We start from the raw sequence: 24,224 nt of genomic DNA, 5'->3' as shown, positions 1-24,224 counted from the left end.
TTGCTGCGCAAATCGACCTCTCCCCGATGGGGAGAGGTAAGAAGGATCGCCGTCGCCGCCATGTCCCCTAATCGTGCACGGTCAGAACAGGCTTGCTGACCAGACCGAAACTGCGCAATTGCCCGAGCAGCTCGTGATGGCCGAAGGCCTGGCAGCCGGAGGCGAAGCCGACGCGCTTGGGCGGCTGCTGCAGCAGGTGCGCGGCGGCATAGGCCTGCAGCATTCCAGTCTGCTTGTAGTTGCTGTTGCCGTTGATGACGCAGTGCGCGCGCCCCAGCGGCCCAGAGGCATGCACCGAATCCAGCGACTTGTTGACGCGCGGGTTCTCGCGCGGCGGCATGGTGTTCATCACGCCGGCGGCGGTCTGCGCCAGCGCGGCGTAGCGGTCGTCGGGGTTCATGTCCTTGGTCGCGTCCAGCGCGGCGGCGACGATCTGCGGCACGCCCAGCATCAGTCCACGATTGAACACGCCGCCGAGCACCTTCACATTGGCCACGCGCGGATCGCGCTTGAACCAGACGGGATGCGAGGTGCCGCCCCAGGGCAACGCCAGCGCCAGCTCGTGCTGGCCGGGGATGGCGAGGTTGTAGAGGCCGGCATCGGGTTGATGCTCGACATATTTGTTCTGCTCCAGATAGTAGGCCTTGGCCATCGCGGCGTTGACCAGAATGGTCTGGGTCGAGGCGATGGTCGGGCTGCCGCCCCAGAACACGGCGATATCAAGCGTGTCGAGGCCAGGCGTCTCCAGGCACAGTTGGGCTGCGATCTCACCGGTGGTGTACATCTGCGCGATGCCCGGCGCGAGCAGCAGCCCGGCATTGGCGAACTTGGTGCCCCATTCCTGCTCGAGCGTGATCAGCCAGTCCTGCTCGCCTGTCGTGTCGGTGTAGTGGCATCGGGACGCCCAACAGGCCTGCACCACCTCGCCGCCGAACTTGGCGAACGGACCCACGGTGTTGAGCACAACCGAGGCGCCGTTGAACAATTCCGTCAGCGCGCTCACGGTGTGCGGCACTTCCACCACCTCGTAGTCGGCGGTCTCGATGCCGGCCACGTTCGCCTTCATCGCGGCGTTGAGCTTCTCGGCGCTGCGACCGGCCGCAACGAAGGGGATGTTGTATTCGCGCAAATATTCGCAGACCAACCGGCCGGTGTAGCCGGACGCGCCATAGACGATGACGGGCTTCTTCGCACTCATAGCTTTCCTCCGAAATGTTTGTTGTCAGGTTTTGCAGTTCACATGCCCATGCCGCCATCGACCGGCAGTCCGATGCCGGTGATGAAGCGCGCCTCGTTCGAGCACAGGAACACCGCGGCATTGGCGATGTCGCCGACCTCCGCGAGCTTGCCGAGTGGCGTCTGCTCCACCACCGAGCCGACCGCGGCGTTGACGTCGGGCGCGAGTCCGATCTTGACGATGTCGTTGGCGAGCTGCATGCCCATGTCGGTCGGAATCAGGCCGGGATAGATGCAGTTGACGCGCACGCCGAAGCCGAGCTTGCCGGCTTCCATCGCGCCGACCCGCGTCATGCGGTCGACCGCGGACTTCGTGCCGGAGTAGACGGCGATGCTCGGGAAGGCGATCGTCGCCGCGACGGAGGCGATGTTGACGACAGCGCCACCCTTGCCGGCCGGCCCGCCAGGCCGCATCGCGCGGAAGGCGTGCTTCATGCCGAGCACGGTGCCGACGATGTTGACGTCGCACATCCGCCGCGCGTCCTCGGCTCTGACCTCCGAGATCAGCGACGTGATCTCGATGCCGGCGTTGTTGATGAGGATGTCGTAGCCGCCGAGAGTGGCGACAGTCTTGGCCACCGCCCGCTCCCATTGCGCGTCATCGGTGACGTCGAGCTGGACGAAGCCCGTCGCGACATCTTCCTTGGCGATTGCGGCTGCGCTGGCGCGGCCGGCCTCCTCCAGAATGTCTGCGATCATGATCGAGGCGCCGGCTTGGGCCAGTGCCTGCGCGATCGCCGCGCCGATTCCCCTCGCACCGCCGGTGACCAGGGCTTTCCTGCCCGCAAGGCTCTTCCCATTCATGACGCACTCCTCCGTTGCTGGTGATTGATCGTGGGGCGCTATGCGCGCACCAGGTCGTTGGGCGCTGGCCATTTGGCCGCGCCCAGCGAAGCGTTCCTCCATGGTCGGACGTCTTGACGACTGTCCAAATTCTTGGTGCGAACCTCCGCCAGAATCTTGACACTTGTCAAGAACCAATTTGACAGTTGTCAAGGGAAGTGGTTGTGAGGGGGATGGAGCGATTCCGCTGACAACGCGGTATAAGTCGTTGAAAGAACGGGGTCTGAGGAAGGGACGCGATGGCGCGGCAGGTGACGGGAGCGGCCCGGCGTGTGGCCGATGCGGCCGAGGTGCTGCGCGACGAGAAGTTCAACGCGCGGCGCATCGAGCTTGCCGAGGCCGCGCTTGAAACGCTCGGAGAGCTCGGCTTCGCGCGCACCAGCCTGCGCAAGATCGCGCAGAACTCGGCCTTCACGCACGGCGTGTTCCACTATTATTTCAGCGACAAGCTCGACCTGATCTGCTGCTGCGTGCGCCACTACAAGGCGAAGTGCGTGACGCGGTATGACGAGGTCGTCGCGACGGCAACGAGCCGTGACGAATTGACGGAAGGTTTTCTCGCCAAGCTCGCAGCCACGCTGCAAAACGAAGCCCGCATGCACCGGCTCTGGTACGATTTGCGCTCGCAGGCGATGTTCGAGGCGGCGTTCCGCAAGGACGTGCTCGAGATCGACAAGAGCCTGGAAGCGATGATCTGGCGCATCGCCTCGCGCTACGCCGAATTCGGCCGCAAGCGGCCGGCGTCGTCGCCAGCCGCGCTCTATGCGCTGTTCGACGGTCTGTTTCAGAGTGCGCTGCTCAAGCACCTCGCGGGTGACAAGGCGGCTATCCCCGAACTGCTCGACGAAGTCCGGCGCCTGCTGCCGACGGTGTGCTGAGGCGAATGCGAGGCGTTACGCCGCGGTCGCCGGCGGCAGGGCCAGCACCGAATAGATCGCCTGGGCGTCGCGCGAGGCGCGCAGCTTCTTGGCGATGTCCTGATCACGCAGCAGGCGGGCGATGCGGGCGAGCGCCTTCAGATGATCGGCGCCGGCGCCTTCGGGTGCGAGCAGCAGGAACACGAGATCGACCGGCTGGCCGTCCATTGCCTCGAAATCGATCGGACGATCGAGCCTGGCGAACAGGCCAAAGATCTTCTCGAGCTTGGGCAGCTTGCCGTGAGGAATGGCGACGCCGTAGCCGACCGCGGTGGTGCCGAGCTTCTCGCGCTGGAGCAGCACCTCGAACACGGAGCGTTCGTTTTGTCCGGTCAGTTCCGCAGCCTTGGCCGCGAGCTCCTGGAGCGCCTGCTTCTTGCTGTTGACCTTCAATGCCGGGAGAATCGCCTCGGGAGCGACCAGATCGGTAATCGGCATGGAAGTGTTCCGGAGTGAATTAAACCGTCAGGTTCCGAATTGGCCGTCTCGATCAGATCGAGCCCGACCGGCGTCAAGAAGGTCAAGCAGGAGGAGGACTTAGCCCCGGTCCTGATGTGGGGCGCTTCTACTCCAACGCAATCCCGGTGCCAACTCCCGCGTGCGGCTTTGCAACGGTCATTGTTAAGACCTGTGGTTGATACGGGGTTGCCCCGGACACCGGTCTACCCCCCCGATTTGGTGCCTGGCGGGTCGATCCAGCCGACATTGCCGTCGGCCCGGCGGTAGATGATGTTCACCCGGCCGGAGGACCCATGCTGAAATACCAGGCAGGGTGCCCCGCTGAGGTCGAGTTCCATGACAGCTTCGCTGACCGACATCTGCTTCAGCGACGTCGTGGCCTCGGCGATGATCACGGGGCTATAGCCGGTGACCTCGTCCTCGTCGTCGCCCTCGCCGGGGGCCTCGAGCACGTAGGCGGTGGCGTCCATCGCGGCCAGCGCCGCGGAGGCGACATGGGCCTTGCGGGCCGAACGGTCCTTGAGCCGGCTCTTGTAACGCTTGAGGCGCTTCTCGATCATGATCAGCGCCTGGTCGGCGCTGGCATAGGCATCCTGCGCGTTCGAATCGGCTTCCAGCGTAATCCCGGAATCGAGATGCAGCGCACAGTCGGTGCGGAAGCCGAGGCCGTCCTTGCTGAGCGTGATGTGGCCGGAATAATTGCCGTCGAAATATTTACGCAGGACCTCTTCGGTCCGGTCGGTGACGCGGCCGCGAAGGGCCTCACCGACGCTAACGCTCTTGCCCGAGATCCGAAGAGTCATGTGATGCCTCGCTTGGTTCAATTGGCCTAGCTTGGATCGGTCGCGATGGGGGGAAGAGAGTAGCGCGATTTCGCGCCAGCGCAATCAGGCCGGTTCGGTGTTGCGGGAACGATCGGACATTGCGGTGGAAAGGACGTTACCAAGAGCGCTCTGCTTGTCGCGACGGCGTTGCACCGAGGACGGAATGCGCATGGCTTCGCGGTACTTCGCGACCGTGCGGCGGGCAATATCAATGCCCGAGGCGCGCAAGCGTTCCACGATGGTATCATCCGACAGGATCGCGGCCGGCACTTCCGAATCAATCAGCTGCTTGATGTGGTGACGCACGGCTTCGGCCGAATGCGCCTCACCGCCGTCAGCCGAGGCGATCGAGGCCGTGAAGAAATATTTCAATTCGAATGTGCCGCGATTTGTCGCCATGTATTTGTTGGCGGTGACGCGCGACACCGTGGATTCATGCATCTGGATGGCGTCGGCCACCGCCTTCAGATTCAGCGGCCGCAGATGCGCGACGCCATGGGTGAAGAAGCCGTCCTGCTGGCGCACGATCTCGGTGGCGACTTTCAGGATGGTGCGGGCGCGCTGGTCGAGAGCGCGCACCAGCCACGTCGCGTTCTGCAGTGCATCCGTGAAATACGACTTGTCGCCATCCTTGCCGATCTTCTTCGACAGCTCGGAATAATAGGTCTGGTTGACCAGCACGCGCGGCAGGGTGTCGCTGTTGAGCTCGACATGCCAGCCGCCGTCAGGACCCGGGCGGACATAGACATCAGGCACCATGGCCTGAAGCCGCGCCGAGCCGAACTTCATGCCGGGCTTGGGATTGAGCCGCCTGATCTCGCCGATCATGTCGGCGATGTCCTCGTCGTCGACGCCGCAAAGCTTGCGCAAGGACACGATGTCGCGCTTTGCGAGGAGATCGAGATGCTCGACGAGCGCCTGCATCGCCGGATCGTAGCGGTCGAGCTCGCGGAGCTGGATCGCAAGGCACTCGCTTAGGGATCGCGCACAGACGCCGGGCGGATCGAATTTTTGCAGCACGGCAAGAACGCCCTCGACGTCTTCTTGCGTTGCGCCAAGCCGCTCGGCCGCGCCGCCAAGATCGGGCGGCAGATAGCCGGCTTCGTCGACGAGGTCGATCAAATACTGCCCGATCATGCGCTGCGCCGCGCCGGTGAAGGCCACCGACAGCTGCTCGGCGAGATGGTCGGACAGCGTCATCTCTGCCGCGACGAAGGCCTCGAGATTGTAGTCCTCGTCGCCCGAGGCGCCGCCGCCCCATTCGGTATAGGTGGTCGGCGCGGCGTCCTGGGCGTTGCGTGCGGCGGCCTCGGCGGGCTCCTCGGAGAAGACGTTGTCCAGGCCCGTATCCAGGGTCTGCTCAATCTCGGCGCGGGAGCCGAGATCCTTGCTCATCCATTCTTCCTGGCCCGGCTCGAAGGCCTCGCCACTGCCGCCAAAGCCGTCGTCGGCGCCCTGATTGCCTGAATCGTCGCCATCATGGTCTCTGAACTGGCCGGATTCAGTCGGAGCTTCGCCGCCGCCCTCGTCGTTGGCCCGCTCCAGCAGAGGGTTACGCTCGAGTTCCTCCTCCACGAAGGTGGTGAGATCGAGATTCGACAGTTGCAGCAGCTTGATCGCCTGCATCAGCTGCGGCGTCATGACCAGCGACTGCGATTGCCGGAACTCTAATCTCTGCGAAAGCGCCATCTAACAAGAACCGTTCCCGAAAATTGGTCCGATTCTTGCTTATCTTAGTCCCGACCCGATGTACACGGCTTGACTAGACGGAAAAAAGGGCTACAGGCGGAATTCCTCGCCAAGGTAAAGGCGACGGACATCCGGATCCGCGACGATCTCGTCCGGGCTTCCCTCCGTCAGGATTTCACCGGCATAGACGATATAGGCGCGATCGGTGAGGCCGAGCGTCTCGCGGACATTGTGGTCGGTGATCAGGACGCCGATGCCGCGATTGGTGAGGTGGCGGACGAGGTCCTGAATGTCGCCCACCGCAATCGGATCGATGCCCGCGAAGGGCTCGTCGAGCAGCATGTAGTTCGGACGCGTTGCGAGCGCGCGCGCGATCTCGACGCGGCGGCGCTCACCGCCCGACAGCGCGATCGACGGTGATTTTCGCAGGCGCGTGATGTTGAATTCGTCGAGCAGCGAGTCGAGCTGCTGCTCGCGCTTCTTGCGCGAAGGCTCGACGACCTCGAGCACGGCGCGGATGTTCTGCTCGACGGTGAGGCCGCGGAAGATCGAGGCTTCCTGCGGCAGATAGCCGATGCCGAGCCGCGCGCGCTGATACATCGGCAGCTTCGTGACATCGTGGCCGTCGAGCTCGATCGCGCCGCGATCGGCCTTGATCAGGCCGGTGATCATGTAGAACACGGTGGTCTTGCCGGCGCCGTTCGGACCGAGCAGCCCGACGGCTTCGCCGCGGCGCACATAGATGCTGACGCCGCGCACGACCTGGCGGCTGCCAAAACTCTTTTCCACGCTATGCACAGCCAGGAAGCCGGGTCGCCGCAACAGTTGCGGCCCGCCCGTGCCGTTGGTCCTGGCATTGGACTTCGCACTGGATCTGGCCTGGGGAGGCGGGGCCGCCGCCGGCCTTGGCCGCGGCGGGGCCTCGACGCCATAGGGATCCGAGGCGTGCATGGGCTGCTCACGCGCGATCGGCGGCGCATCCCTGACAGGGCTCGGCATGAGCCCGCCGACGCTGTCGCCGAGCGCGGTGATGTCCTGACGGGCAAATCCTGGCCGGCCGCGCTTGGCGGGGCGCCGTCGGAACATGCTGAAAAGATCGACCATCCCCGCCTTCTAGCCTTTCACGACAATCTTGCACGACGATCGTGCGTGATCTCGCGATCTGCTGCACCGGCCCCAGCGATTCGCCGGCACAGCACAGCATGAGTGAAGGGATGTCTCATGCCCAGTGAAACACGCCCGAAAAGCGGCGAACCCCGCTTCGAAAGCCCGTGGGGTAGATACAATCTTGTCGGGCCGGCTTCAACCTGGCGGCCGCAAATTATTATATAAGCTATTGATTTACTTTGGTTTACCGGGGATCAGCGACGGCATCGCCGGGCCCGAGCCAGGCGTTGCGGGCGTCCCGCATTTCCCGTCCGAGCCGCCCTGGGACTGGATGAACAGACCCTGCACCTTGCCGCTGTCGGATTCCACCCGGGAGACGCCGGTGGTCATGTCGACCTTGAGGCGGTCGCCGCGCAGCACATTCTGGCACTGGGTCAGCACCACCTGGCCCCCAGACCCACCCAGCATGGTGATCAGGTTGGTCTTGGTGTCGAACACGGCGGTCTCGCCTGTCACCACCTGGTCCTTCTGGGTGACGACGACATTGCCACGCGCTTCCAGCCGCTTGATCGAGGAGGCGCCGCCGGGCCCCGGCGTCGCCGACTGTATCGGCGGCGCCGCCTTCGCGCCCTTGACGGGCGCGGCCTGCGGCGCTGGCTGCTTGTCGCTGCTGGATTCGTAGAACACCACCAGCGTCTTCGAGGTCATGGTGGTGTCGCCCTGCACGACCTTCACATTGCCGGAGAAGGTTGCTTCCTTCTTTTTGTCGCGCATTTCGAGCGCGGCGGCCTCGATCTGGATCGGCTGATCGCGATTCTGCGAAAAGCCCTGCATCGCGTTGGGCACACCTTGCATCGTGCTCTGCGCAACGGCTGCGCCTGTCGCGATGATCAGCGCAGAAGCTGCAATGATGGCGCGACGCTTGATGTCGTTGCGCGGGAAAACATCAATCATGAAAATCACTTTGAGTTCGCAGATTTGTTCTTCGACTTCGTCGGCGGTGGTGGTGGCGGCGCCGGCTGCTCGACGGGCGCATCGCCCGTGCTGATCTTGTCCAGATGCATCACCACATTGCCTTCGAAGCGGATGACATCGCCGCCTTCCGTGATGCGCAGCTTGTCGGCGGTCAGCGTGCCATTGGTCAATTTGACGTCGACATGCTCGTCCGAGGAGACCGTGCCCTTGTTCATGTCGACGAAGGCCGAGTTCAGCCGCGCCTCGTAGCCGGTCGAGGTGCGCACGAAGACATCCTTGTGCAAATCGAGCTGCTGCTGCTTGTTGTCGAAGCGGCCGGTGCGGGCATCCAGGAACACGGTCGACTGGTCTTCCATCAGCACCTTCGAGCGCAGATCGGCGAGATCGACATGGTCTGGATCGGTGATGTCCTGCGTCGCCGTCTTGGCCCAGAGCTCATACGGCCGCTGGTCCGTCGTGAAGCCGGACATGTGCGGCGACTCCATCGTGATCTTGGTGCCTGTCACCACGAGGTTTCCGGAATCGACCTTGATGGGGATCATGCTGAAGGGGTTGAGGAAGGTCGAGACCGCGACGATCGAGGCCATGGCCAGAACCACCGTCACCGGCACGGCGATGCGCAGAATCCGCACGAGGCGACTGTGGCGCGCCGCGCTGGCAAACTTCGCCGCAAGCGCGGCGTCGTAGGTGGGAAACTGGGCCGAATTCACCGCTGCTCCGGAGGCATCGCTTGCCTGGTCAGAAGGCTCCAATCGAGGGCGCCCCATTGTACCCGCGACCGCTGGAATATGCAGCCCGCGACAAACCGGTACGAAAGTGTCCGAAACGGGGCGGCAACCGTAACCTAGCGGCCGCTAAGATGTTCAGGAATGGGCGAAAATGTCCTCTTCCTCCCAGCCCTGGAGGTCGAGCAGGGCCCGGGTCGGCAGGAAGTCGAAACAGGCTTTTGCCAGTGCAGTGCGGCCCTCCCGGACCAGCATGGCATCCAGCCGCTCGCGCAGGGCGTGCAGGTGCAGCACGTCGGAGGCAGCGTAAGCCAGCTGCGGCTCGGTCAGGCTGTCGGAACCCCAGTCGCTGGATTGCTGCTGCTTGGAGAGATCGACATTGAGCACCTCGCGGACGAGGTCCTTGAGGCCATGGCGGTCGGTATAGGTGCGGGTCAGGCGGGAGGCGATCTTGGTGCAGTAGATCGGCCCGGTCATCACGCCGAAGGTCTGGTACAGCACCGCGACGTCGAACCGGGCGAAATGGAAGATCTTCGTGATCGCGGGATTGGCCAGCAGGGCCTTCAAATTCGGCGCGTCGGTGTGCCCCTTGGGTATTTGCACCACGTCGGCGCTGCCGTCGCCCGGCGAGAGCTGAACCACGCAGAGCCGGTCGCGATGCGGGTTGAGGCCCATGGTCTCGGTGTCGATCGCCACCGCCGAGGTGTAGCGGGAGAGGTCCGGCAGGTCACCGCGATGCAGGCGTACGGTCATGGCGTTTCAAACCCTCAATCGAATCGTCGGTCGGCAGCATAGGCTAATCGGATGGTCCGCGATTTAGCCATTAGGGACAGGCCGCGCAAGCAGCAACGGCTCAGATCGCCGCCAGCATGATGCAGACCATCGCCGCGACCGTGGCGCGGCTGGCGCCGTCACGGAAAGCGTAGATGATGGGATCATCAGGCATCTCGCGGCGATGCGCGATCATCAGGGCCCGGCCGAACCAGTAGAGCAGCAGCGGGGCGAGCAGCCACAGCATCCAGGGGCGGCTATAGAGCGGCGTCACCGCCGAGGACGAGACGTAGAGCGCAAACACCGTCACCGCATTCATCGCGCTCGCCGCTGCCATCGCGGCGATGATGTGCAGATCGCTGATGCGATAGTCGCGGTTGGAGGGATCGGCAAGGCCCTCGCCCTGGCGCATGCTGAGCTCGCTGAAACGCTTGATCAGCGCCAGCGAGGTGAACACGAACAGCGAGAACACCATCAGCCATTCCGACAGCACGACGCCGGCGGCGACGGCGCCGGCGACGATGCGCAGGCAATAGAGGCCGGCGAGCGTGACGACGTCGACCAGCATCTTGCGCTTGAGCACCAGCGAATAGGCGATGGTGGTGACGAGATAGGCGACGAGCACGCCGAGGAAGGTCAAGGAGATGCAAAGGCTCGCACCGAAGGCGAACAGCCACAGCACGGGAATCGCCGACAGCGCCGACGAGATCTTGAGGTCACCCGCAGCCAGCGCACGGTGGCGCTTGGTCGGATGCTGGCGATCGGCGGCGAGGTCGAGCAGATCGTTCATCAGATAGGCGCCCGACGCACAGGCCGAGAATGCCAGAAATGCCAGCAGCGTGGTGCCGAGTGTCGCGATGTTCACCTGATGCGCGGTGAGAACGGGCACGAACACCAGCGTGTTCTTGGCATATTGATAGAGGCGCAGCGCCTTCGCCCAGATTCGGAGGCTGGCGCGATCGCTGGTGACGTAGTCGATGCGCTCGATCGCGGCGCGGTCGAATGGCAGATTGTCACCGGCCGCGAGAGCAGCCGGGGTCACGACACCGTCGAAGCCGAGATGCGCCGAAATGCCAGCCGCCTGGTCGGCAAAGCGGCCCGCGACCAGAAAGACCTTCGCGCCCCGCGCCCGCGCCGCCAGCGCCCGGTTCAGCACATCGGCATCATAGGGAAGGTGGGCGTAGTCGAGCTTGGCGCGTGCCAAAACCTCCGTGAGTGCCGCCATGCCCGGACGTCCGCGCGCGCCGAAACGGGCCAGCATGCGGGCGGGGCTGGAGAACAGCGCCTCCATCAGCAATTCCGAGCGTAGCAGGGCGCCTTCGAGATCGATGACGAGGGTACGAGCCGGTGCCGCCGTCGCCTGCGGCGCGGCCTCACTCCGATCGTACTGCCAGGCAGGTTGCTCCATCCGAAAACGCTCTGACTTACCGCGACACGACCGACCCAAGGGCTAGCGGGGAGCGGGAAAAGGACGGCCGCGAGCCTAGGCGGCATTGGCTAAGGGCGGCTTAACCCTGCCGGCAAAGGGGCCGGGCTGCCGGCTGTTGCAGGGATCCCACAATCCGGCGCACGCTGGATATACCAGCGGAACCTGAGGCCTGCGCCCGTGGAAATCGGCGGCGCCCACCCTATCTGAGCCCGGTTTCTCATACGCATCAGGTGCCATGACAGACCAGACGCTCGCCGCGCCGATCGACGATCAGCATGAACGCCGGCGCGGCTTTTCGCGCTACCAGTCGCTTCTGGTGGCGCTGCTCGCCTTTGCGCAGTTCACGATCATTCTCGACTTCATCATCATGTCGCCGCTCGGCGCCATCATGATGCCCTCGCTCAACATCACGGCCGGGCAATTCGGCGTCGCAGTGTCGGCCTACGCGTTCAGCGCCGGATTGTCGGGCATCCTCGCCGCCGGCTTTGCCGATCGCTTCGACCGCAAGCGCCTGCTGCTGTTCTTCTATGCCGGCTTCACGCTCGGGACTCTGCTGTGCGCGCTGGCGCAGAATTATCATGTGCTGCTGCTTGGCCGCATCGTGACCGGCTTGTTCGGCGGCGTGATCGGCTCGATCGTGCTCGCCATCGTCACCGATTTGTTTCCTCTGCAGTTGCGCGGCCGCGTGATGGGATTTGTCCAGACAGCGTTCGCCGCGAGCCAGGTGCTCGGCGTTCCCGCCGGCCTGTTCCTCGCCAATCACTGGAGCTGGCATGTCTGCTTCTTTGCGATCGTCGGCCTGTCGATCCTGTCGATCGGCATCATCGCCTTCGCGATGGAGCCGGTCGATGCGCATCTGAAGCTGAAGCAGGACCGCAACCCGTTCCACCATCTGGTGGCGACGGTCAGCGAGCCGCGCTACACGCTGGCCTTCGCGGTCACGACCTTGCTGGCGACAGGCGGCTACATGCTGATGCCCTATTCCAGCGCCTTCACCGTGAACAATATCGGCATCGACATCGTGCATCTGCCGACGATCTACCTGGTCTCCGGCCTGTTCAGCATCGTCACCGGACCGATGGTCGGCCGCGCGGCCGACAATTTCGGTAAATACCCGACCTTCGTGTTCGGCTGCGCGATGACCGTGCTGATGGTGCTGATCTACACCCATCTCGGCCACGTCTCGCTGGTGACCGCGATCACCGTCAATGTGCTGATGTTCGTCGGCATCTTCTCGCGCATGATCCCGTCGCAAGCGATCATATCGGCGATCCCCGATCCCACCCAGCGCGGCTCGTTCAGCGCGATCAGCGCCTCGCTGCAGCAGCTCTCCGGCGGCCTCGGCTCGGTGCTCGCGGCCGCGATCATCTCGCAGCAGCCGGATGGCTCGCTGCTGCATTTCGAGCGGATCGGCTACGTCGTCGTCACGACCACGATCATCACGCTGGTGGCGATGTATTTTGTGCAGAAATCGGTGGCGGACCGGGCTGGGAGGAGTGTCGTCTGAGGGCGCCTAGCCGTGGTGGAGACGCTACGAGCGGCGCTTCCAAGTCAGGGGATCGCGGCTCGTGTGAAACACCGCAATGACATAAACAGCATCTTGCGTTTCACGAAACACAAGGATTTAGGGGAAACGTCGAAGCAAAGCGCGGCGCGCGTCCTTGTAGGCCAGCGGAAACTGCTTTGGATTGTCCGCGACCCGGATCAGCGCCGCGCGCAAGGCGTCCCGAAATTGCGGCACAACCTGCGGAGCGTGGGTGTCGTACCAGCTGACGGCATCGGCGAGGTCGCCTCGTGCCGCCTTCGTAAAAAGGATCTTGGCCACTTATCGCGACCGGCGATCAAGCTCGGCTTCAACATCTTCCCAGGGAATCGCTTCGCTGCGGTCCGCGTCAAAAGTCGCAAGCCGACGGTCGCGTTCAGCCTCCTGCGCCGGAGTCAGCCGCACGTCGGTCGCAGAGAGGCTGTCCCAGAGCTCGCCGATGAGGTCGAGCCGTTCCTTAGGCGTCAAACGACTAATGTCGAGCGTTGCCATCGTCCGAATCCCCTTGGCCCTTCGCCAACGAAATCAAAATCCTCACGAACCCGTCGATACCAATATCGTTGTTACCGCGACCAGCGGGAAGGGGGAGGCGTCTCCGAGCACAAATCGATTTATGGATCGATTCCGCAACATTGTTGCGCACCAAGCGCCTTTGGCGCCATCTCGGGTGACCGCTCGCCAACCTTGGGACTGCGCCTTGAGGGGCATCCACAAGGGATAAATGGTGCCCAGGAAAGGACTCGAACCTTCACGGCCGTTAAGCCACTGGCACCTGAAGCCAGCGCGTCTACCAATTCCACCACCTGGGCATGCCGTTTGGGGCACGGAGGCGGTTACTACGGTTCGGTGACGCCGTTGTCAATTCATGGTTCTGGATGCCGATTGCGCATCGCACACCGCCCCGATACAAGCCTGATATCTCGCACTCTTCCGCAGGAATGGACCCCATGGCATCGAATCTGGAAACTCTCGTCACGGTTTTCGGCGGATCGGGGTTTTTGGGCCGGAATGTCGTCCGCGCGCTTTGCCGGCGCGATTACCGGATCCGGGTGGCGGTGCGACGGCCGGAACTAGCCGGCTACCTCCAGCCCTCCGGCAAGGTCGGCCAGGTCCACACCATCCAGGCCAATTTGCGCTACCCCGGATCGGTCGAGGCGGCGGTGCGTGATTCGCATGTCGTGATCAATCTGGTCGGTATCCTCACCGAAGGCGGTGCCCAGACCTTTGACGCCGTTCAGGCCAAGGGCGCCGAGACCGTCGCCAAGGCGGCGGCCGCAGCGGGCGCCAGCCTGGTGCATGTCTCGGCGATCGGCGCCGACGCTGATTCGCCCTCGCACTACGCCAGGGCCAAGGCCGCCGGCGAGGCCGCAGTCAGCGCTGCCGTGCCGTCGGCCACGATCTTCCGTCCCTCCGTGATGTTCGGCCCCGAGGACCAGTTCACCAACCGCTTCGCGGCGTTGGCGCGGATGTCGCCGGTGCTGCCGCTGATCGGCGGCGCGACCAGGATGCAGCCTGTTTATGTCGGCGACGTCGCCACCGCGATCGCGGACGCCGTCGACGGCAAGGCCAAGGCGGGCGCGACCTACGAGCTCGGCGGGCCTGAGGTGCTGACCATGCGCGAGATCATCGAGGCGATCCTCGCAATCACCGATCGTGAGCGCACCCTGGTGCCGCTGTCGTTCGGGCTTGCCCGGCTCAAGGCCGCCTTCCTGCAATTCGCGCCGGGCGCGTTCAAGCTGACGCCGGACCAGGTCACGCTGCTCGAGCGCGACAATGTCGTGTCGGATGCGGCGAAGGCCGCAGGCCTGACGCTGGAAGGTCTCGGCATCACCCCGGATTCGCTGGAAGCGATCGCCCCGCAATATCTCTGGCGCTTCCGCCCGCAGGGGCAGTTCCAGCGCATGGGCGTGTAGGGATCTTTTAGGGAGCAGACCTCCGTCGCGGCGGCAACGTCGTCAAAACTTCAGCTTCTTGAACACTGCCTCCGGCAGCATCCTGATGATGAGCATCACGAGGCGCCAGATGCCGCTGACGTAAACGACGTCGGTCTTCTTCTCGACGGCATTGAAGATCGCATCGCCAACCACCGGCGCTTCGACGGTGAGCGGGCCGATCAGCTTCATGCCTTCAGTCATCTTGGTGCGGACGAAGCCCGGCTTGACGGTGACGACATGCACGCCGCCGCGGCTGGCGCGGGCGCGCAGGCCCGACAGGAAGGCGGAGAAGCCCGCTTTCGCCGAGCCGTAGACATAGTTCGAGGCGCGGCCGCGATCGCCCGCCACCGACGAGACGCCGACAACGGTGCCATTGCCGCGGCTCAGGAATTTTTCGGCGAACAGGCCGAGGATCAGCGACGGTCCCTCATAGTTGGAGCGCATGATCGTGGTGGCGTGGGCGAGGTCGCTCTCGGCCTTTTGCTGCACACCCAGCAATCCGACGATCGAGATCACGACGTCAGGCAAGACAGGAAGACCGGCGACGAAGCCGTCGAAAGACGCGGTGTCGAGCACGTCGAAGGTCCGTGTGCTCGCTTCGATGTTGTAGCGCGCGCGCAGGTCTGCGGCGTCAGGCTCGAGCGCGGCGGCATCGCGGCCTGCGAGACCGACATCGTAGCCGGCCTTGGCAAAGGCGCGCGCGGCGGCGCGGCCGATATCGGAGGAGCCACCGAGCACCAGAACTGACATGCGTGACGTCACGGCTTAAACCTCATCGAACAGGCGTTGTGACAATTTTGAGCGGATATTGCAGGCAGGATCGAGCGATTTGCGGATCGCCTTGAAGCGCGGCAGCGCCGGATAGCCGGCCTCGAATGTCGCGCGCGACTGGCGCGCATCCTTCGCCAGATAGAGCCTGCCGCCGGCGGCGACGACCACGCGGTCGATCTCGACGAGGAAATTCAGGATGTCGCCCTTCACCGGGAAATCCAGCGCGAGCGTATAGCCAGGCAGCGGAAACGACAGCAGGCCCTCGCCATGACCGAGCTTCTTCAGCACCGCGAGGAACGATGCATCGCCGCGCCTTGCGACGCGATCGAGGATGTCGCCGAGCACCTCGCGCGAGCCAGCTTCGGGGATCACGCATTGATGCTGGAGGAAGCCGCGCCGCCCATAGATGCGATTCCAGTCGCTGAGACTGTCGAGCGGAAAGAAATACGGATAGAGCGAGACCACACGGTCGCCGCCGGCGCGCCGCGCCCCCATGCGGTAATAGAGCTCGTTGAAGGCGCCGATGCTGTAGCGATTGAGCGTGATCGACGGCAGGTCGAGGGGCACCGCGAGCCCGGGAGCCTTGCCGACGGGAAACACCGCGGCGCCTTCGGCAAGCTCGTCCCTGCCGGCGTGCTCCCCGAGATAGATCAACGAGCGGCCAAGGTTACGCCCGCGCGCGACGCAATCGATCCACGCCACCGAATAGGTCGCGGAATCGCCGGCCTCGAGCGCACGCATGGCGGCATCGAGATCGGACGCGGATATCACCCGCTCGCGGATCCAGCCGGTCTCGACAGAGCGCAGCCGCATCGTCGCTTCGAGAATCACGCCGGTGAGGCCCATGCCGCCGACGGTCGCAAAGAAGGCATCGGAATTCTGCTCGCGCGAGACTTCGATGGTCTCGCCTTGCCCGGTGCGCAGCAGAATGCTGTCGACATAGCGGCCGAAACCGCCCTCGCAATGATGGTTCTTGCCGTGCACGTCGGCAGCGATGGCACCGCCGACCGAGACGAAGCGCGTGCCCGGCACCACGAAGGGCAGGAAGCCGCGCGGGCCAAAGGTATCGATCAGGTCGGACAGCAGCACGCCGGCTTCGAGGCGAATGCGGCCCGTCGTCGGATCGAACGACCTCACCCGGTCGAACGCCGTCATGCCGATGGTTCTGGCAGCACCGATCGCGGCATCGCCATAGGCGCGGCCATTGCCCCGCGCCACGGAGCCGGCAACGACAGCCTCTCCCACGGCCTCGAACGACCGCGGCCGCAGCATTTCGGTATCGACGACCGGGAAGCGCCCCCAGCCGCTGACGAGGGTCATCATACAGCTCCGTTGCAGGGCGCGCGCCGCCCTGCCCCGCAAACTGCCTAGCGGTCAAAAGCTGATATTGCGTTGAGGCCCGTCAGCAAAGGTTAATGGCCCAGCGCCAGCGCGATCAGGCCGAGCGTGCCGACGATGACGCGCCACCAGGCGAAGACCACGAAACCGTGGCGAGTGACGTATTCCAGGAAACTCTTCACCACGATGATCGCGGTGATGAACGACACCACGAAACCGATCGCGACGATACCCATGTGGTCCATCGTCATCTCGGCGCGGCTCTTGTAGAAATCATAGGCGAACGCGCCGATCATGGTGGGGATGGCGAGAAAGAACGAGAACTCCGCCGCCGCCCGCTTGTCCGCGCCCAGAAGCATCGCGGCGACGATGCTGGCGCCGGAGCGCGACACGCCCGGGATCATCGCCACGCACTGCGCGATGCCGATATAGAGATACGTCAGCAGCGGAAACTTGGTGGCATCATGCTCGCGCGGCTTGAGATCGAGCCTGTCGACCCAGAGCAGGATGGCGCCGCCGACGATCAGAGAGAAGCACACCACCCACGGATTGAACAACATGCTCTTGATGTATTTGCCGGCGATGAGGCCGACGACGACAGCGGGCAGGAACGCCACCAGCACGCCGATCACGAAGCGGCGCGCATAGGCATCGCCCGTGAACATGCCGATTGCGACGTCCCACAGCTTCTTGAAGTAGAGCCCGACGATCGCGAGGATCGCACCGAGCTGGATCAGAACCGTAAACGAATCCCAGAACGCACCCTCGCCGAGGCCGAAGAAGCGCTCGGCCAGCAGGAGGTGGCCGGTCGAGGACACGGGAAGGAACTCGGTCACACCCTCGATGATGCCGAGGATCACTGCCCGTATTGCATCTGACATATTTACGGTCCATTTCCGCTGGAAAAGCGGGGCTCTTCTCGCCTATTCGCCCCTCGCTCGCAATCGCAAAATGCGCTAACGCGCCCTTGCCTCGCTCATTTGAAGGACTAGTGTGGCGCCGCACAAACATTGATGGATTCTTAAGCACCATCAAATAGTCAAAGGCTTCATGTTTACGCTGTTTCATCATCCGTTCTGCCCGCATTCGCGCTTCATCCGCCTGATCGCGGGCGAATACGGGCTCGAACTGAAGCTCGCCGAGGAGCGCAGCTGGGAACGGCGCGAGGCATTTCTGCTGCTCAACGCGGCGGGCACGACGCCTGTCCTGGTGGACGACGAGCAGCCGCCGATCCCGGGTGCGGCCATCATCGCGGAGTATCTCGACGAGGCCTATGGCGCCGAGATGGGACCCAAGCGCCTGATGCCTGAGACGATCGCCGAGCGCGTCGAGGTGCGCCGGCTGATGGCGTGGTTCAACGAAAAGTTCTTCGAGGAAGTCTCGCATCCGCTCGTCACCGAGCGGATCTACAAGCGCTTCATGAGCGAGGACAATGGCGGCGGCCCGCCTTCGGCCGACGTGATGCGCGCAGCCAAGGCCAATGTGCGCTATCATCTGGCCTATATCGGCTGGCTGGCGCAAACGCGTAACTTCCTCGCCGGCGACCGGCTCACTTACGCGGATCTCGCCGCCGCGGCGCACCTCTCGGCGATCGACTATCTCGGCGACGTGCCATGGAGCGAGGACGACGCAGCAAAGGCGTGGTACGCGCGGGTGAAATCCCGCCCGTCGTTCCGCCCGCTGCTGAGCGAATGGCTGGCCGGCGTGCCGGCGTCGCGGACCTACGTGGACCTGGATTTCTGACGACCGATCCGACTGAACTGAAGGCGGCCCTGACGCGCGAGTCGCGCGCGCTCGGCTTCAACTGTATCGGCATCACCGAGCCAGGCACGATCGAGACGGCCGGCGCGCATTTTCTCGAATTCATCGCTGCCGGCGGCCATGGCGACATGGACTGGCTCGCGAACCAGCCGGAGCGGCGCGTCGATCCGCGCGGGCTGTGGGCCGACGTGCGCAGCGTGATCATGCTCGGCGTCAATTACGGCCCCGACCAGGATCCGCTCGCGATCCTGAAGCAGCGCGCGCACGCCGCGATCTCGGTCTATGCGCAGGGCGACGATTATCACGACCTCATCAAAAAGCGGCTGAAGGCGCTGGCGCGCTGGCTGGTCGCGACTGCGCCGTGCGAGGTCAAAGTGTTCGTCGACACCGCCGCGGTGATGGAGAAGCCACTGGCGCAAGCTGCGCATCTGGGCTGGCAGGGCAAGCACACCAATCTCGTCTCACGCGAATTCGGCTCATGGCTGTTTCTCGGCGCGATCTACACCACGCTCGAACTGCCGCGCGATTCCGCCGAGATCGATCATTGCGGCTCGTGCCAGGCGTGCCTCGACATCTGCCCGACCGCCGCGTTTCCCGCGCCTTACAAGCTCGATGCGCGGCGCTGCATCTCGTATCTGACCATCGAGAACAAGGGGCCGATCCCGCAGGAGTTTCGCAAGGCCATCGGCAATCGCATCTATGGCTGTGATGATTGCCTTGCGGCGTGTCCCTGGAACAAGTTCGCGCAAGAGGGGCGCGAAGCAAAACTCGCCGCGCGGGATGAGTTGCGTGCGCCCGGTCTTGCTGAACTTTCACGGCTCGACGACGCGGCGTTTCGGGCGCTGTTCACGAAGTCACCGGTGAAGCGTATCGGTCGTGATCGCTTCTTGCGCAATGTGCTGATCGCGATTGGCAACTCCGGAGAAGTTGCGTTGGCGGCGGAAGCGCGGCGATTGCTCGATGATGCGAGCCCGCTGGTGCGTGGCGCTGCGGTATGGGCGTTGGGGCATTTGCTGCCACCGAATGATTTCGCGGAAGCAAGGGCAACTGCTCTCGCGAATGAGCGCGACGAGAGCGTCTGCGAGGAATGGCGAGCCGCTTCCCAGACTTGATTTCCCTGCGCGTTCCCGCAAAGTCGCGCGCCATGACAACAAACATGCCTTTCTTCACCCGCGAGGGCGATACATTCCATCCGACGGAAGTGGCCAACGGCCCCTGGGACCCGAAATCGCTGCACGGACGCGTCATTATCGGTCTGCTCGGCTTTGCCATCGAGGAGCGCCATTCCGGCCCTGAATTCGTGCCGGCGCGCTTGACTGTGGACATGTTTCGGCTGCCGACCATCGACAAGCCGATTGAAGTGACGACGCGGCTCGTCCGTGATGGGCTGCGCATCCGCGTGGTCGAGGCGGAGTTCATTTCCGGCGGCGTCAGCATGGCGCGCGCCTCGTGCCAGCTGCTGCGAAAGACGCAGAATCCGGACGGCAATGTCTGGTCCCCGCCGAACTGGGACGTGCCGAATCCGTCGGACATTCCAAAGCCCACCGATCCCAGGCTCGGCATGAACGGCAAATGGACGACGCGGCCCATTGTCGGCCATATGGGCTCGCTGGGAGCGCGCCGGCTCTGGATGAGCGAGGTGCGCGAATTGGTTGCTGGCGTGCCGATGACGCCATTCGTGCATGTTGCCACGGGCGCTGATTTCGCGAGCCCCTTTGCCAATGCCGGCGACAAGGGGCTCGGCTACATCAACAGCGACGTCACGATCTATCTGCACCGCCTGCCGGTGACGAACTGGATCGGCTTCGAGGTGGTGAACCACCAGGCGACTGCTGGCGTCGCGATCGGCGAATGCTGGCTCTATGACGAGCAAGGCCCGATCGGCACCGCGACGGTCGCTGCACTGGCGCAGCGCAAGCCGATGGCGAAGGTGCCGCCGCCCTAGCCATCATTCCAAATGCCTTTGCATCTCCGGCCGCGCCTTCAGCTCCGCGCCCTGCTTGCCGACGATCTTCGCAATGCGCTCGGGTGCAAACTTCAGATCGACGAAGGCGGGCGCGGTGTTGGCGACCTCGTGATAGCTCACGATCTTGCCGCCCTTCAGCGTCATGATCGCGACGCCCTCGAACATTGCCCGCGCGCCGTTCGCGTCCGGCAGAGTCGATTTGTAGCTGAAAGTGTAGCGCGCATAGAGCGTGGTGCCGTCCGACACGGGATCGTGCATGTCCCAGCGAAAATCCGTCGCCGTGCGATAGAACCAGTCGTCGATCATCGCCGCGATTTTTTCGCGCCCTGCAAAGGCACCGTAGAACACGTCGTGATAGATGCCGTCTTCGGTGAAGAGGTCAGCGAAGGCACCACCGTTGCGCTGTTCGACGGCGTCGCAGAAGGCGCGCAGCATGGCGGTGGTGGTCATTGGCGATTCTCCTTCCCCATTCTCGGTCATGCCCCGGCTTCGCGGGCGATGACACCGAGTGCTGCGCAACACCTCACCCGATCTCCGCCACCGCGGCAAGAATACGCGCGATGTCTTGCGGGCGGGACAGGCGGTGATCGCCGTCCTGGATCAGGGTCAGCACGACGTCGTCGGCCGGCAGGCGGTGGGTCAAAGCAAACGCGTGCTGCCACGGCACATCAGGATCCTTCGCCCCTTGCAGGATGCGGACCGGACAGCCGAGATCGATGGCGCTGCCGAGCACGAGATGGTTGCGTCCCTCCTCGATCAGCTTGCGCGTGATCGGATAGGGCGTGCCGTCGCCATATTCGGACGGCCTGAGCCAAAAGCCCTTGGTCTCGATTTCCTGCTTCACCTCGGGCGAGAAATTCTTCCACATCAGTTCCTCGGTGAAGTCGGGCGCCGGTGCGATCAGCACCAGGCCCGCCAGCGAGGCCCTGCCGGAACGCTTCTTGATCTCGCGCGCGAGCAGCAGCGCCATCCAGCCGCCCATGGAAGAGCCGATCAGGATTTGCGGGCCGGTGCAGAAGCGCTCGAAAACCGCGACGCTGTCCTCGAGCCAGCTGCCGATGGTTCCATCGGCGAAATCACCGCTGGATTCGCCATGACCGGAATAGTCGAACCTCACGGCGGCGCGGCCATGCTCGCCGGCCCAGCCGTCCAGCGCCACCGCCTTGCCGCCCTGCATGTCCGACTTGAAGCCGCCGAGCCAGACGACGCCGGGCCCTTGACCAGCCCCTTGGCCGGCGCGATGGCGAACCGCGATCCGGCGCGCTGAGGGACCCTCGCCAACATCGATGAAGTCGAGCACGGCATCGGGAATTGCTGGGGTCATGGAACGTTTACTCTTGTTGTGAGGTTTGAGGTCCTGAGGCGCATTCCGCGAGGCAACCCTATCTTGGTATTGTCCCTTTGGGACGCTTGCGGAAGAGGGGCAAGGTGTCTATGTCGTGCACCGTGCCGATGGGCGTGACCAAAATGCCTCGCATTTGAGGGTTTTTCGCTCTCACACGGGCGACTTGCTTGCCGGCAAACGCATCTTCCTACAAAATAGCCGCTTCCTTTCACAGCTTTGGAGAACCACCCATTCGCCGTCCCAATAGAGCCCCAGCCCCTGCCGCCAAAGACGGGCCGCGCATCAATGATGATATTCGCAATGCGCAGATCCAGCTGATCGATCAGACCGGTGACAACAAAGGCACCGTCGAGACGATGCTTGCCATCAAGATGGCCCAGGAAGCCGGCATGGATCTGGTCGAGATCTCGCCAAATGTCAGCCCTCCCGTCTGCAAGATCATGGACTACGGGAAGTATAAGTATTCCGCCCAGAAGAAAGCCGCCGAAGCCCGCAAACGTCAGAAGACCGTCGAGATCAAGGAGATCAAGCTCCGCCCGATGATCGACGATCACGATTACGACGTGAAGATGCGCGCGATGCTGCGGTTCTTCGAAGAGGGCGACAAGGTCAAGATCACCCTGCGTTATCGCGGCCGCGAAATGGCGCACCAGGAGATCGGCACCAAGCTGCTGGACAAGATCAAGACCGACGTCGCCGAGCTCGCCAAGGTCGAGCAGGACGCCCGGTTCGAAGGCCGTCAGGTTGTCATGGTGCTGGCGCCTCGCTGACGCCGGCGCGCAAGAGCCGAAATTTCAACGGCCCGTCCGGATCTCCGGCGGGCCGTTTTTTTTCAGGCTCGCGAAGCCTGCCACGTGCCGCTGCACTGGTCGCCGGAAATGACACCCTTCCACGAGCCAGCCCCGGCTGCGCCGCCGAGCCGGCCGCCGCCGCTGGCGTGGGAGGCGCCGACCGACACCTGGACCGCGACGGCGCCGCCGCGATTGACAGTGCCGGAGACCCGGCCGCCGCCGGCCGACGACACCCGATTGCCTGTGACGGTGAAGGGGACGCTGTAGCCCGAGCTGCAGGCGCCCCGGGTGGTGGCGAAGGTGACATTCCAGACGCCGTCATAGCCACCGATGCGGGCATCGGCAGCCGACGGAACGGCGGCCGTGGCAAAAGTGGCGAAGAGCACAAGACTGCGCGGACGAGTGACAACAGACAAAATCGACTGGGAAAAATAGGCCATTTTGGTCCTGCTCCGGGCGATGCGGCTAGGAAATGAGAGTATCAATCCCGAATAGTCGGCGGCCAGGCTGCAACGGTTCATCGTTGCCAATTCGCCCGTTCTCTGTCATAAGCCCGGCCTTCATCGCCCGGCTGATTTAGGGCTGCCGTGGCGGTGTTTCGTGCGGGTTTCGCGCTTTGTCGCAAAAACCTGAGCACAATCAACGCTCTAACGAGCATTTTTGACGGCCAAGCCGCCTTCGCGGGCGGATTTCCTTGGCCATTAGGAGAGCCAAATGCCCAAGCTGAAGACCAAATCGGGCGCTAAAAAGCGCTTCAAGGTGACTGCCACCGGCAAAGTGATGTTCGCCCACCGCGGCAAGCGTCACGGCATGATCAAGCGGACGAAGAAGCAGATCCGTCAGCTTCGCGGCACCAGCGTGCTGTTCAAGACCGACGGCGATAACGTCAAGAAGTACTTCTTGCCGAACGCCTGATCGCGTCCAAGGACGTCGAAGATCATTGCCATCTCCGCCGCGTCGTTCGCGGCGATCCGAAAACAAAGTCATCTCTGAAGGATTTTTGTCATGTCTCGCGTCAAACGCGGTGTGACCGCCCACGCCAAGCACAAGAAAGTCTACAAGGCCGCCAAGGGCTTCTATGGCCGCCGCAAGAACACCATCCGCGCCGCCAAGCCGGCCGTGGAGAAGGCCCAGCAGTACGCCTTCCGTGACCGCAAGCGCAAGAAGCGCACCTTCCGCGCGCTCTGGATCCAGCGCATCAATGCTGCGGTTCGTCCGTTCGGTCTGACCTACAGCCGATTTATCGACGGTATGGCCAAGTCCGGGATCACCGTGGACCGCAAGGTACTGTCGGATCTCGCGATCAGCGAGCCCGCGGCGTTCCAGGCGATCGCCGAGAAGGCCAAGGCTGCGCTCGCGGCCTGATAAGGCCTGCGCTAGCGGGTCTTCTGGCCCGCAGCCTTCAGCGCGCGCTGCGAGTAGCGCTGGGCGACCTCCGCCCGGCAGAATGCCGTGAACGAGAGATACATGGTGCCGGACTTGTTCCGGTACTTGATGTCGCACGCGTGCATCTCGCGCTTGTAGGCCTGTGTCTGCGCGGCACTGAGGCCGGGCTTGAAGTCCGCCTCACACTTCTTTTCGACGGCAGCGCCGAGTTGGACGTCGCCGCTCGCGGTCAGCTCGCAATCTTTGAAGACCTTCATCGCGCTTTCGCAGCCCTTCTGGCTGCCGATGGTGTCGACGACCTCGTCCAGCGTCATGGATGTGTCCATGCAGACCATGGCGCGCGCAGGCGTGGCGGCGACCGACAGAACGACGGCCAAGACGGCCAAAGAGCATTTCGAAAGCATCGCAAGGGTC

Annotated in this window: 28 protein-coding genes and 1 tRNA gene; 9 read left to right on the top strand and 20 right to left on the bottom strand. The window is 63.8% G+C overall.

Annotation, left to right across the window (positions count from 1 at the left end; all coding sequences use genetic code 11):
• Window positions 1-67: 67 nt before the first annotated feature.
• Both XI06_RS38260 and XI06_RS38255 read right to left on the bottom strand, forming a co-directional pair.
• Window positions 68-1,198 carry a DUF5938 domain-containing protein gene (locus XI06_RS38260; RefSeq protein WP_237860750.1) on the bottom strand — a complete coding sequence of 377 codons (1,131 nt, stop codon included), beginning with the start codon at window positions 1,196-1,198 and terminating at the stop codon, window positions 68-70.
• A gap of 38 nt (window positions 1,199-1,236) precedes the next feature.
• Window positions 1,237-2,040 (bottom strand): SDR family NAD(P)-dependent oxidoreductase, encoded by an 804-nt coding sequence (locus XI06_RS38255; protein ID WP_237860751.1) that lies wholly within the window; start codon window positions 2,038-2,040, stop codon window positions 1,237-1,239.
• 278 nt (window positions 2,041-2,318) lie between these two features.
• On the opposite strand from XI06_RS38255, the gene XI06_RS38250 reads away from it, so the two are divergent.
• The gene (locus XI06_RS38250) at window positions 2,319-2,957 is read left to right on the top strand and encodes a TetR/AcrR family transcriptional regulator (protein ID WP_271607694.1); all 639 of its coding nucleotides are present in this window, start codon (window positions 2,319-2,321) and stop codon (window positions 2,955-2,957) included.
• 15 nt (window positions 2,958-2,972) lie between these two features.
• Here the strand turns inward: XI06_RS38250 and ptsN are convergent, their stop codons facing one another.
• The 8 genes from ptsN to XI06_RS38210 all read right to left on the bottom strand — a co-directional run bounded on the left by ptsN (window position 2,973) and on the right by XI06_RS38210 (window position 10,954).
• Window positions 2,973-3,434: a PTS IIA-like nitrogen regulatory protein PtsN gene (gene ptsN / locus XI06_RS38245; protein WP_008141251.1), complete on the bottom strand. Its 462-nt coding sequence runs from the start codon at window positions 3,432-3,434 to the stop codon at window positions 2,973-2,975.
• Window positions 3,435-3,658: 224 nt separating this feature from the next.
• Complete coding sequence (hpf, locus tag XI06_RS38240) at window positions 3,659-4,258, bottom strand: ribosome hibernation-promoting factor, HPF/YfiA family (RefSeq protein ID WP_237860755.1); 600 nt, start codon at window positions 4,256-4,258, stop codon at window positions 3,659-3,661.
• 84 nt (window positions 4,259-4,342) lie between these two features.
• Window positions 4,343-5,968 carry an RNA polymerase factor sigma-54 gene (rpoN, locus tag XI06_RS38235; RefSeq protein ID WP_271607693.1) on the bottom strand — a complete coding sequence of 542 codons (1,626 nt, stop codon included), beginning with the start codon at window positions 5,966-5,968 and terminating at the stop codon, window positions 4,343-4,345.
• Between the two features lie 90 nt (window positions 5,969-6,058).
• Window positions 6,059-7,072 (bottom strand): LPS export ABC transporter ATP-binding protein, encoded by a 1,014-nt coding sequence (gene lptB / locus XI06_RS38230; RefSeq protein ID WP_237860761.1) that lies wholly within the window; start codon window positions 7,070-7,072, stop codon window positions 6,059-6,061.
• A 237-nt stretch (window positions 7,073-7,309) separates the two neighbouring features.
• The gene (locus XI06_RS38225) at window positions 7,310-8,029 is read right to left on the bottom strand and encodes an LptA/OstA family protein (protein ID WP_237860763.1); all 720 of its coding nucleotides are present in this window, start codon (window positions 8,027-8,029) and stop codon (window positions 7,310-7,312) included.
• Window positions 8,030-8,034: 5 nt separating this feature from the next.
• Entirely contained in the window at window positions 8,035-8,760 is a 726-nt protein-coding gene (gene lptC, locus XI06_RS38220) for an LPS export ABC transporter periplasmic protein LptC (protein ID WP_237860765.1), read from the bottom strand.
• Between the two features lie 153 nt (window positions 8,761-8,913).
• The gene (locus tag XI06_RS38215; RefSeq protein WP_237860766.1) at window positions 8,914-9,528 is read right to left on the bottom strand and encodes a ribonuclease D; all 615 of its coding nucleotides are present in this window, start codon (window positions 9,526-9,528) and stop codon (window positions 8,914-8,916) included.
• A 100-nt stretch (window positions 9,529-9,628) separates the two neighbouring features.
• The gene (locus tag XI06_RS38210; protein ID WP_271607692.1) at window positions 9,629-10,954 is read right to left on the bottom strand and encodes a UbiA family prenyltransferase; all 1,326 of its coding nucleotides are present in this window, start codon (window positions 10,952-10,954) and stop codon (window positions 9,629-9,631) included.
• A 256-nt stretch (window positions 10,955-11,210) separates the two neighbouring features.
• Between XI06_RS38210 and XI06_RS38205 the strand changes: the two genes are divergently transcribed.
• Window positions 11,211-12,482, top strand: a complete 1,272-nt coding sequence (locus tag XI06_RS38205) for an MFS transporter (protein WP_271607691.1) — start codon at window positions 11,211-11,213, stop codon at window positions 12,480-12,482.
• A gap of 117 nt (window positions 12,483-12,599) precedes the next feature.
• On the opposite strand, the gene XI06_RS38200 is transcribed toward XI06_RS38205, so the two are convergent.
• From XI06_RS38200 to XI06_RS38190, 3 genes are all read right to left on the bottom strand, one after another.
• On the bottom strand, window positions 12,600-12,800 hold the full coding sequence (locus XI06_RS38200) for a type II toxin-antitoxin system RelE/ParE family toxin (RefSeq protein ID WP_237860772.1): 201 nt from the start codon (window positions 12,798-12,800) through the stop codon (window positions 12,600-12,602).
• On the bottom strand, window positions 12,801-13,010 hold the full coding sequence (locus XI06_RS38195) for an addiction module protein (RefSeq protein WP_271607690.1): 210 nt from the start codon (window positions 13,008-13,010) through the stop codon (window positions 12,801-12,803). It abuts the gene before it with no gap.
• Between the two features lie 230 nt (window positions 13,011-13,240).
• A tRNA-Leu gene (locus tag XI06_RS38190) sits at window positions 13,241-13,327 on the bottom strand.
• 138 nt (window positions 13,328-13,465) lie between these two features.
• On the opposite strand from XI06_RS38190, the gene XI06_RS38185 reads away from it, so the two are divergent.
• Complete coding sequence (locus XI06_RS38185) at window positions 13,466-14,431, top strand: complex I NDUFA9 subunit family protein (protein ID WP_237860776.1); 966 nt, start codon at window positions 13,466-13,468, stop codon at window positions 14,429-14,431.
• 42 nt (window positions 14,432-14,473) lie between these two features.
• On the opposite strand, the gene XI06_RS38180 is transcribed toward XI06_RS38185, so the two are convergent.
• From XI06_RS38180 to XI06_RS38170, 3 genes are all read right to left on the bottom strand, one after another.
• Window positions 14,474-15,214: an SDR family oxidoreductase gene (locus XI06_RS38180; RefSeq protein ID WP_271607689.1), complete on the bottom strand. Its 741-nt coding sequence runs from the start codon at window positions 15,212-15,214 to the stop codon at window positions 14,474-14,476.
• 3 nt (window positions 15,215-15,217) lie between these two features.
• The gene (locus tag XI06_RS38175) at window positions 15,218-16,543 is read right to left on the bottom strand and encodes an FAD-binding oxidoreductase (protein WP_271607819.1); all 1,326 of its coding nucleotides are present in this window, start codon (window positions 16,541-16,543) and stop codon (window positions 15,218-15,220) included.
• Between the two features lie 92 nt (window positions 16,544-16,635).
• Window positions 16,636-17,442 (bottom strand): undecaprenyl-diphosphate phosphatase, encoded by an 807-nt coding sequence (locus XI06_RS38170; protein WP_237860782.1) that lies wholly within the window; start codon window positions 17,440-17,442, stop codon window positions 16,636-16,638.
• A 169-nt stretch (window positions 17,443-17,611) separates the two neighbouring features.
• On the opposite strand from XI06_RS38170, the gene XI06_RS38165 reads away from it, so the two are divergent.
• Genes XI06_RS38165 through XI06_RS38155 form a run of 3 tightly spaced genes read left to right on the top strand, consistent with a single transcriptional unit; the run spans window position 17,612 to window position 20,267 of the window.
• Complete coding sequence (locus XI06_RS38165; RefSeq protein ID WP_237860784.1) at window positions 17,612-18,304, top strand: glutathione S-transferase family protein; 693 nt, start codon at window positions 17,612-17,614, stop codon at window positions 18,302-18,304.
• Window positions 18,253-19,434, top strand: a complete 1,182-nt coding sequence (queG, locus tag XI06_RS38160) for a tRNA epoxyqueuosine(34) reductase QueG (protein ID WP_271607688.1) — start codon at window positions 18,253-18,255, stop codon at window positions 19,432-19,434. Before XI06_RS38165 ends, queG begins: the two co-directional genes overlap by 52 nt.
• Window positions 19,435-19,478: 44 nt before the next feature.
• The gene (locus tag XI06_RS38155) at window positions 19,479-20,267 is read left to right on the top strand and encodes an acyl-CoA thioesterase domain-containing protein (RefSeq protein WP_271607687.1); all 789 of its coding nucleotides are present in this window, start codon (window positions 19,479-19,481) and stop codon (window positions 20,265-20,267) included.
• Window positions 20,268-20,270: 3 nt separating this feature from the next.
• Here XI06_RS38155 and XI06_RS38150 read toward each other — a convergent pair whose 3' ends face one another.
• On the bottom strand, window positions 20,271-20,738 hold the full coding sequence (locus tag XI06_RS38150) for a nuclear transport factor 2 family protein (RefSeq protein WP_271607686.1): 468 nt from the start codon (window positions 20,736-20,738) through the stop codon (window positions 20,271-20,273).
• Window positions 20,739-20,811: 73 nt separating this feature from the next.
• Entirely contained in the window at window positions 20,812-21,612 is an 801-nt protein-coding gene (locus tag XI06_RS38145) for an alpha/beta hydrolase (RefSeq protein WP_271607685.1), read from the bottom strand.
• A 251-nt stretch (window positions 21,613-21,863) separates the two neighbouring features.
• Between XI06_RS38145 and infC the strand changes: the two genes are divergently transcribed.
• Window positions 21,864-22,403 carry a translation initiation factor IF-3 gene (gene infC, locus XI06_RS38140; RefSeq protein ID WP_148778009.1) on the top strand — a complete coding sequence of 180 codons (540 nt, stop codon included), beginning with the start codon at window positions 21,864-21,866 and terminating at the stop codon, window positions 22,401-22,403.
• A 62-nt stretch (window positions 22,404-22,465) separates the two neighbouring features.
• On the opposite strand, the gene XI06_RS38135 is transcribed toward infC, so the two are convergent.
• Window positions 22,466-22,864 (bottom strand): hypothetical protein, encoded by a 399-nt coding sequence (locus XI06_RS38135; RefSeq protein ID WP_271607684.1) that lies wholly within the window; start codon window positions 22,862-22,864, stop codon window positions 22,466-22,468.
• A gap of 274 nt (window positions 22,865-23,138) precedes the next feature.
• On the opposite strand from XI06_RS38135, the gene rpmI reads away from it, so the two are divergent.
• Both rpmI and rplT read left to right on the top strand, forming a co-directional pair.
• Window positions 23,139-23,339: a 50S ribosomal protein L35 gene (gene rpmI, locus XI06_RS38130; RefSeq protein ID WP_027535561.1), complete on the top strand. Its 201-nt coding sequence runs from the start codon at window positions 23,139-23,141 to the stop codon at window positions 23,337-23,339.
• Between the two features lie 90 nt (window positions 23,340-23,429).
• Window positions 23,430-23,789 (top strand): 50S ribosomal protein L20, encoded by a 360-nt coding sequence (rplT, locus tag XI06_RS38125; protein ID WP_027561620.1) that lies wholly within the window; start codon window positions 23,430-23,432, stop codon window positions 23,787-23,789.
• A gap of 11 nt (window positions 23,790-23,800) precedes the next feature.
• Here rplT and XI06_RS38120 read toward each other — a convergent pair whose 3' ends face one another.
• Window positions 23,801-24,214: a hypothetical protein gene (locus XI06_RS38120; protein WP_271607683.1), complete on the bottom strand. Its 414-nt coding sequence runs from the start codon at window positions 24,212-24,214 to the stop codon at window positions 23,801-23,803.
• Between the last annotated feature and the right edge of the window lie 10 nt (window positions 24,215-24,224).

Origin of the sequence: Bradyrhizobium sp. CCBAU 11434 (assembly GCF_028128895.1) — a bacterium.
Classification (GTDB): Bacteria; Pseudomonadota; Alphaproteobacteria; order Rhizobiales; family Xanthobacteraceae; genus Bradyrhizobium; species Bradyrhizobium zhengyangense.
The sequence above is the reverse complement of the archived record's forward strand: the minus strand, read 5'-3'. Positions and strand labels throughout refer to the sequence as shown.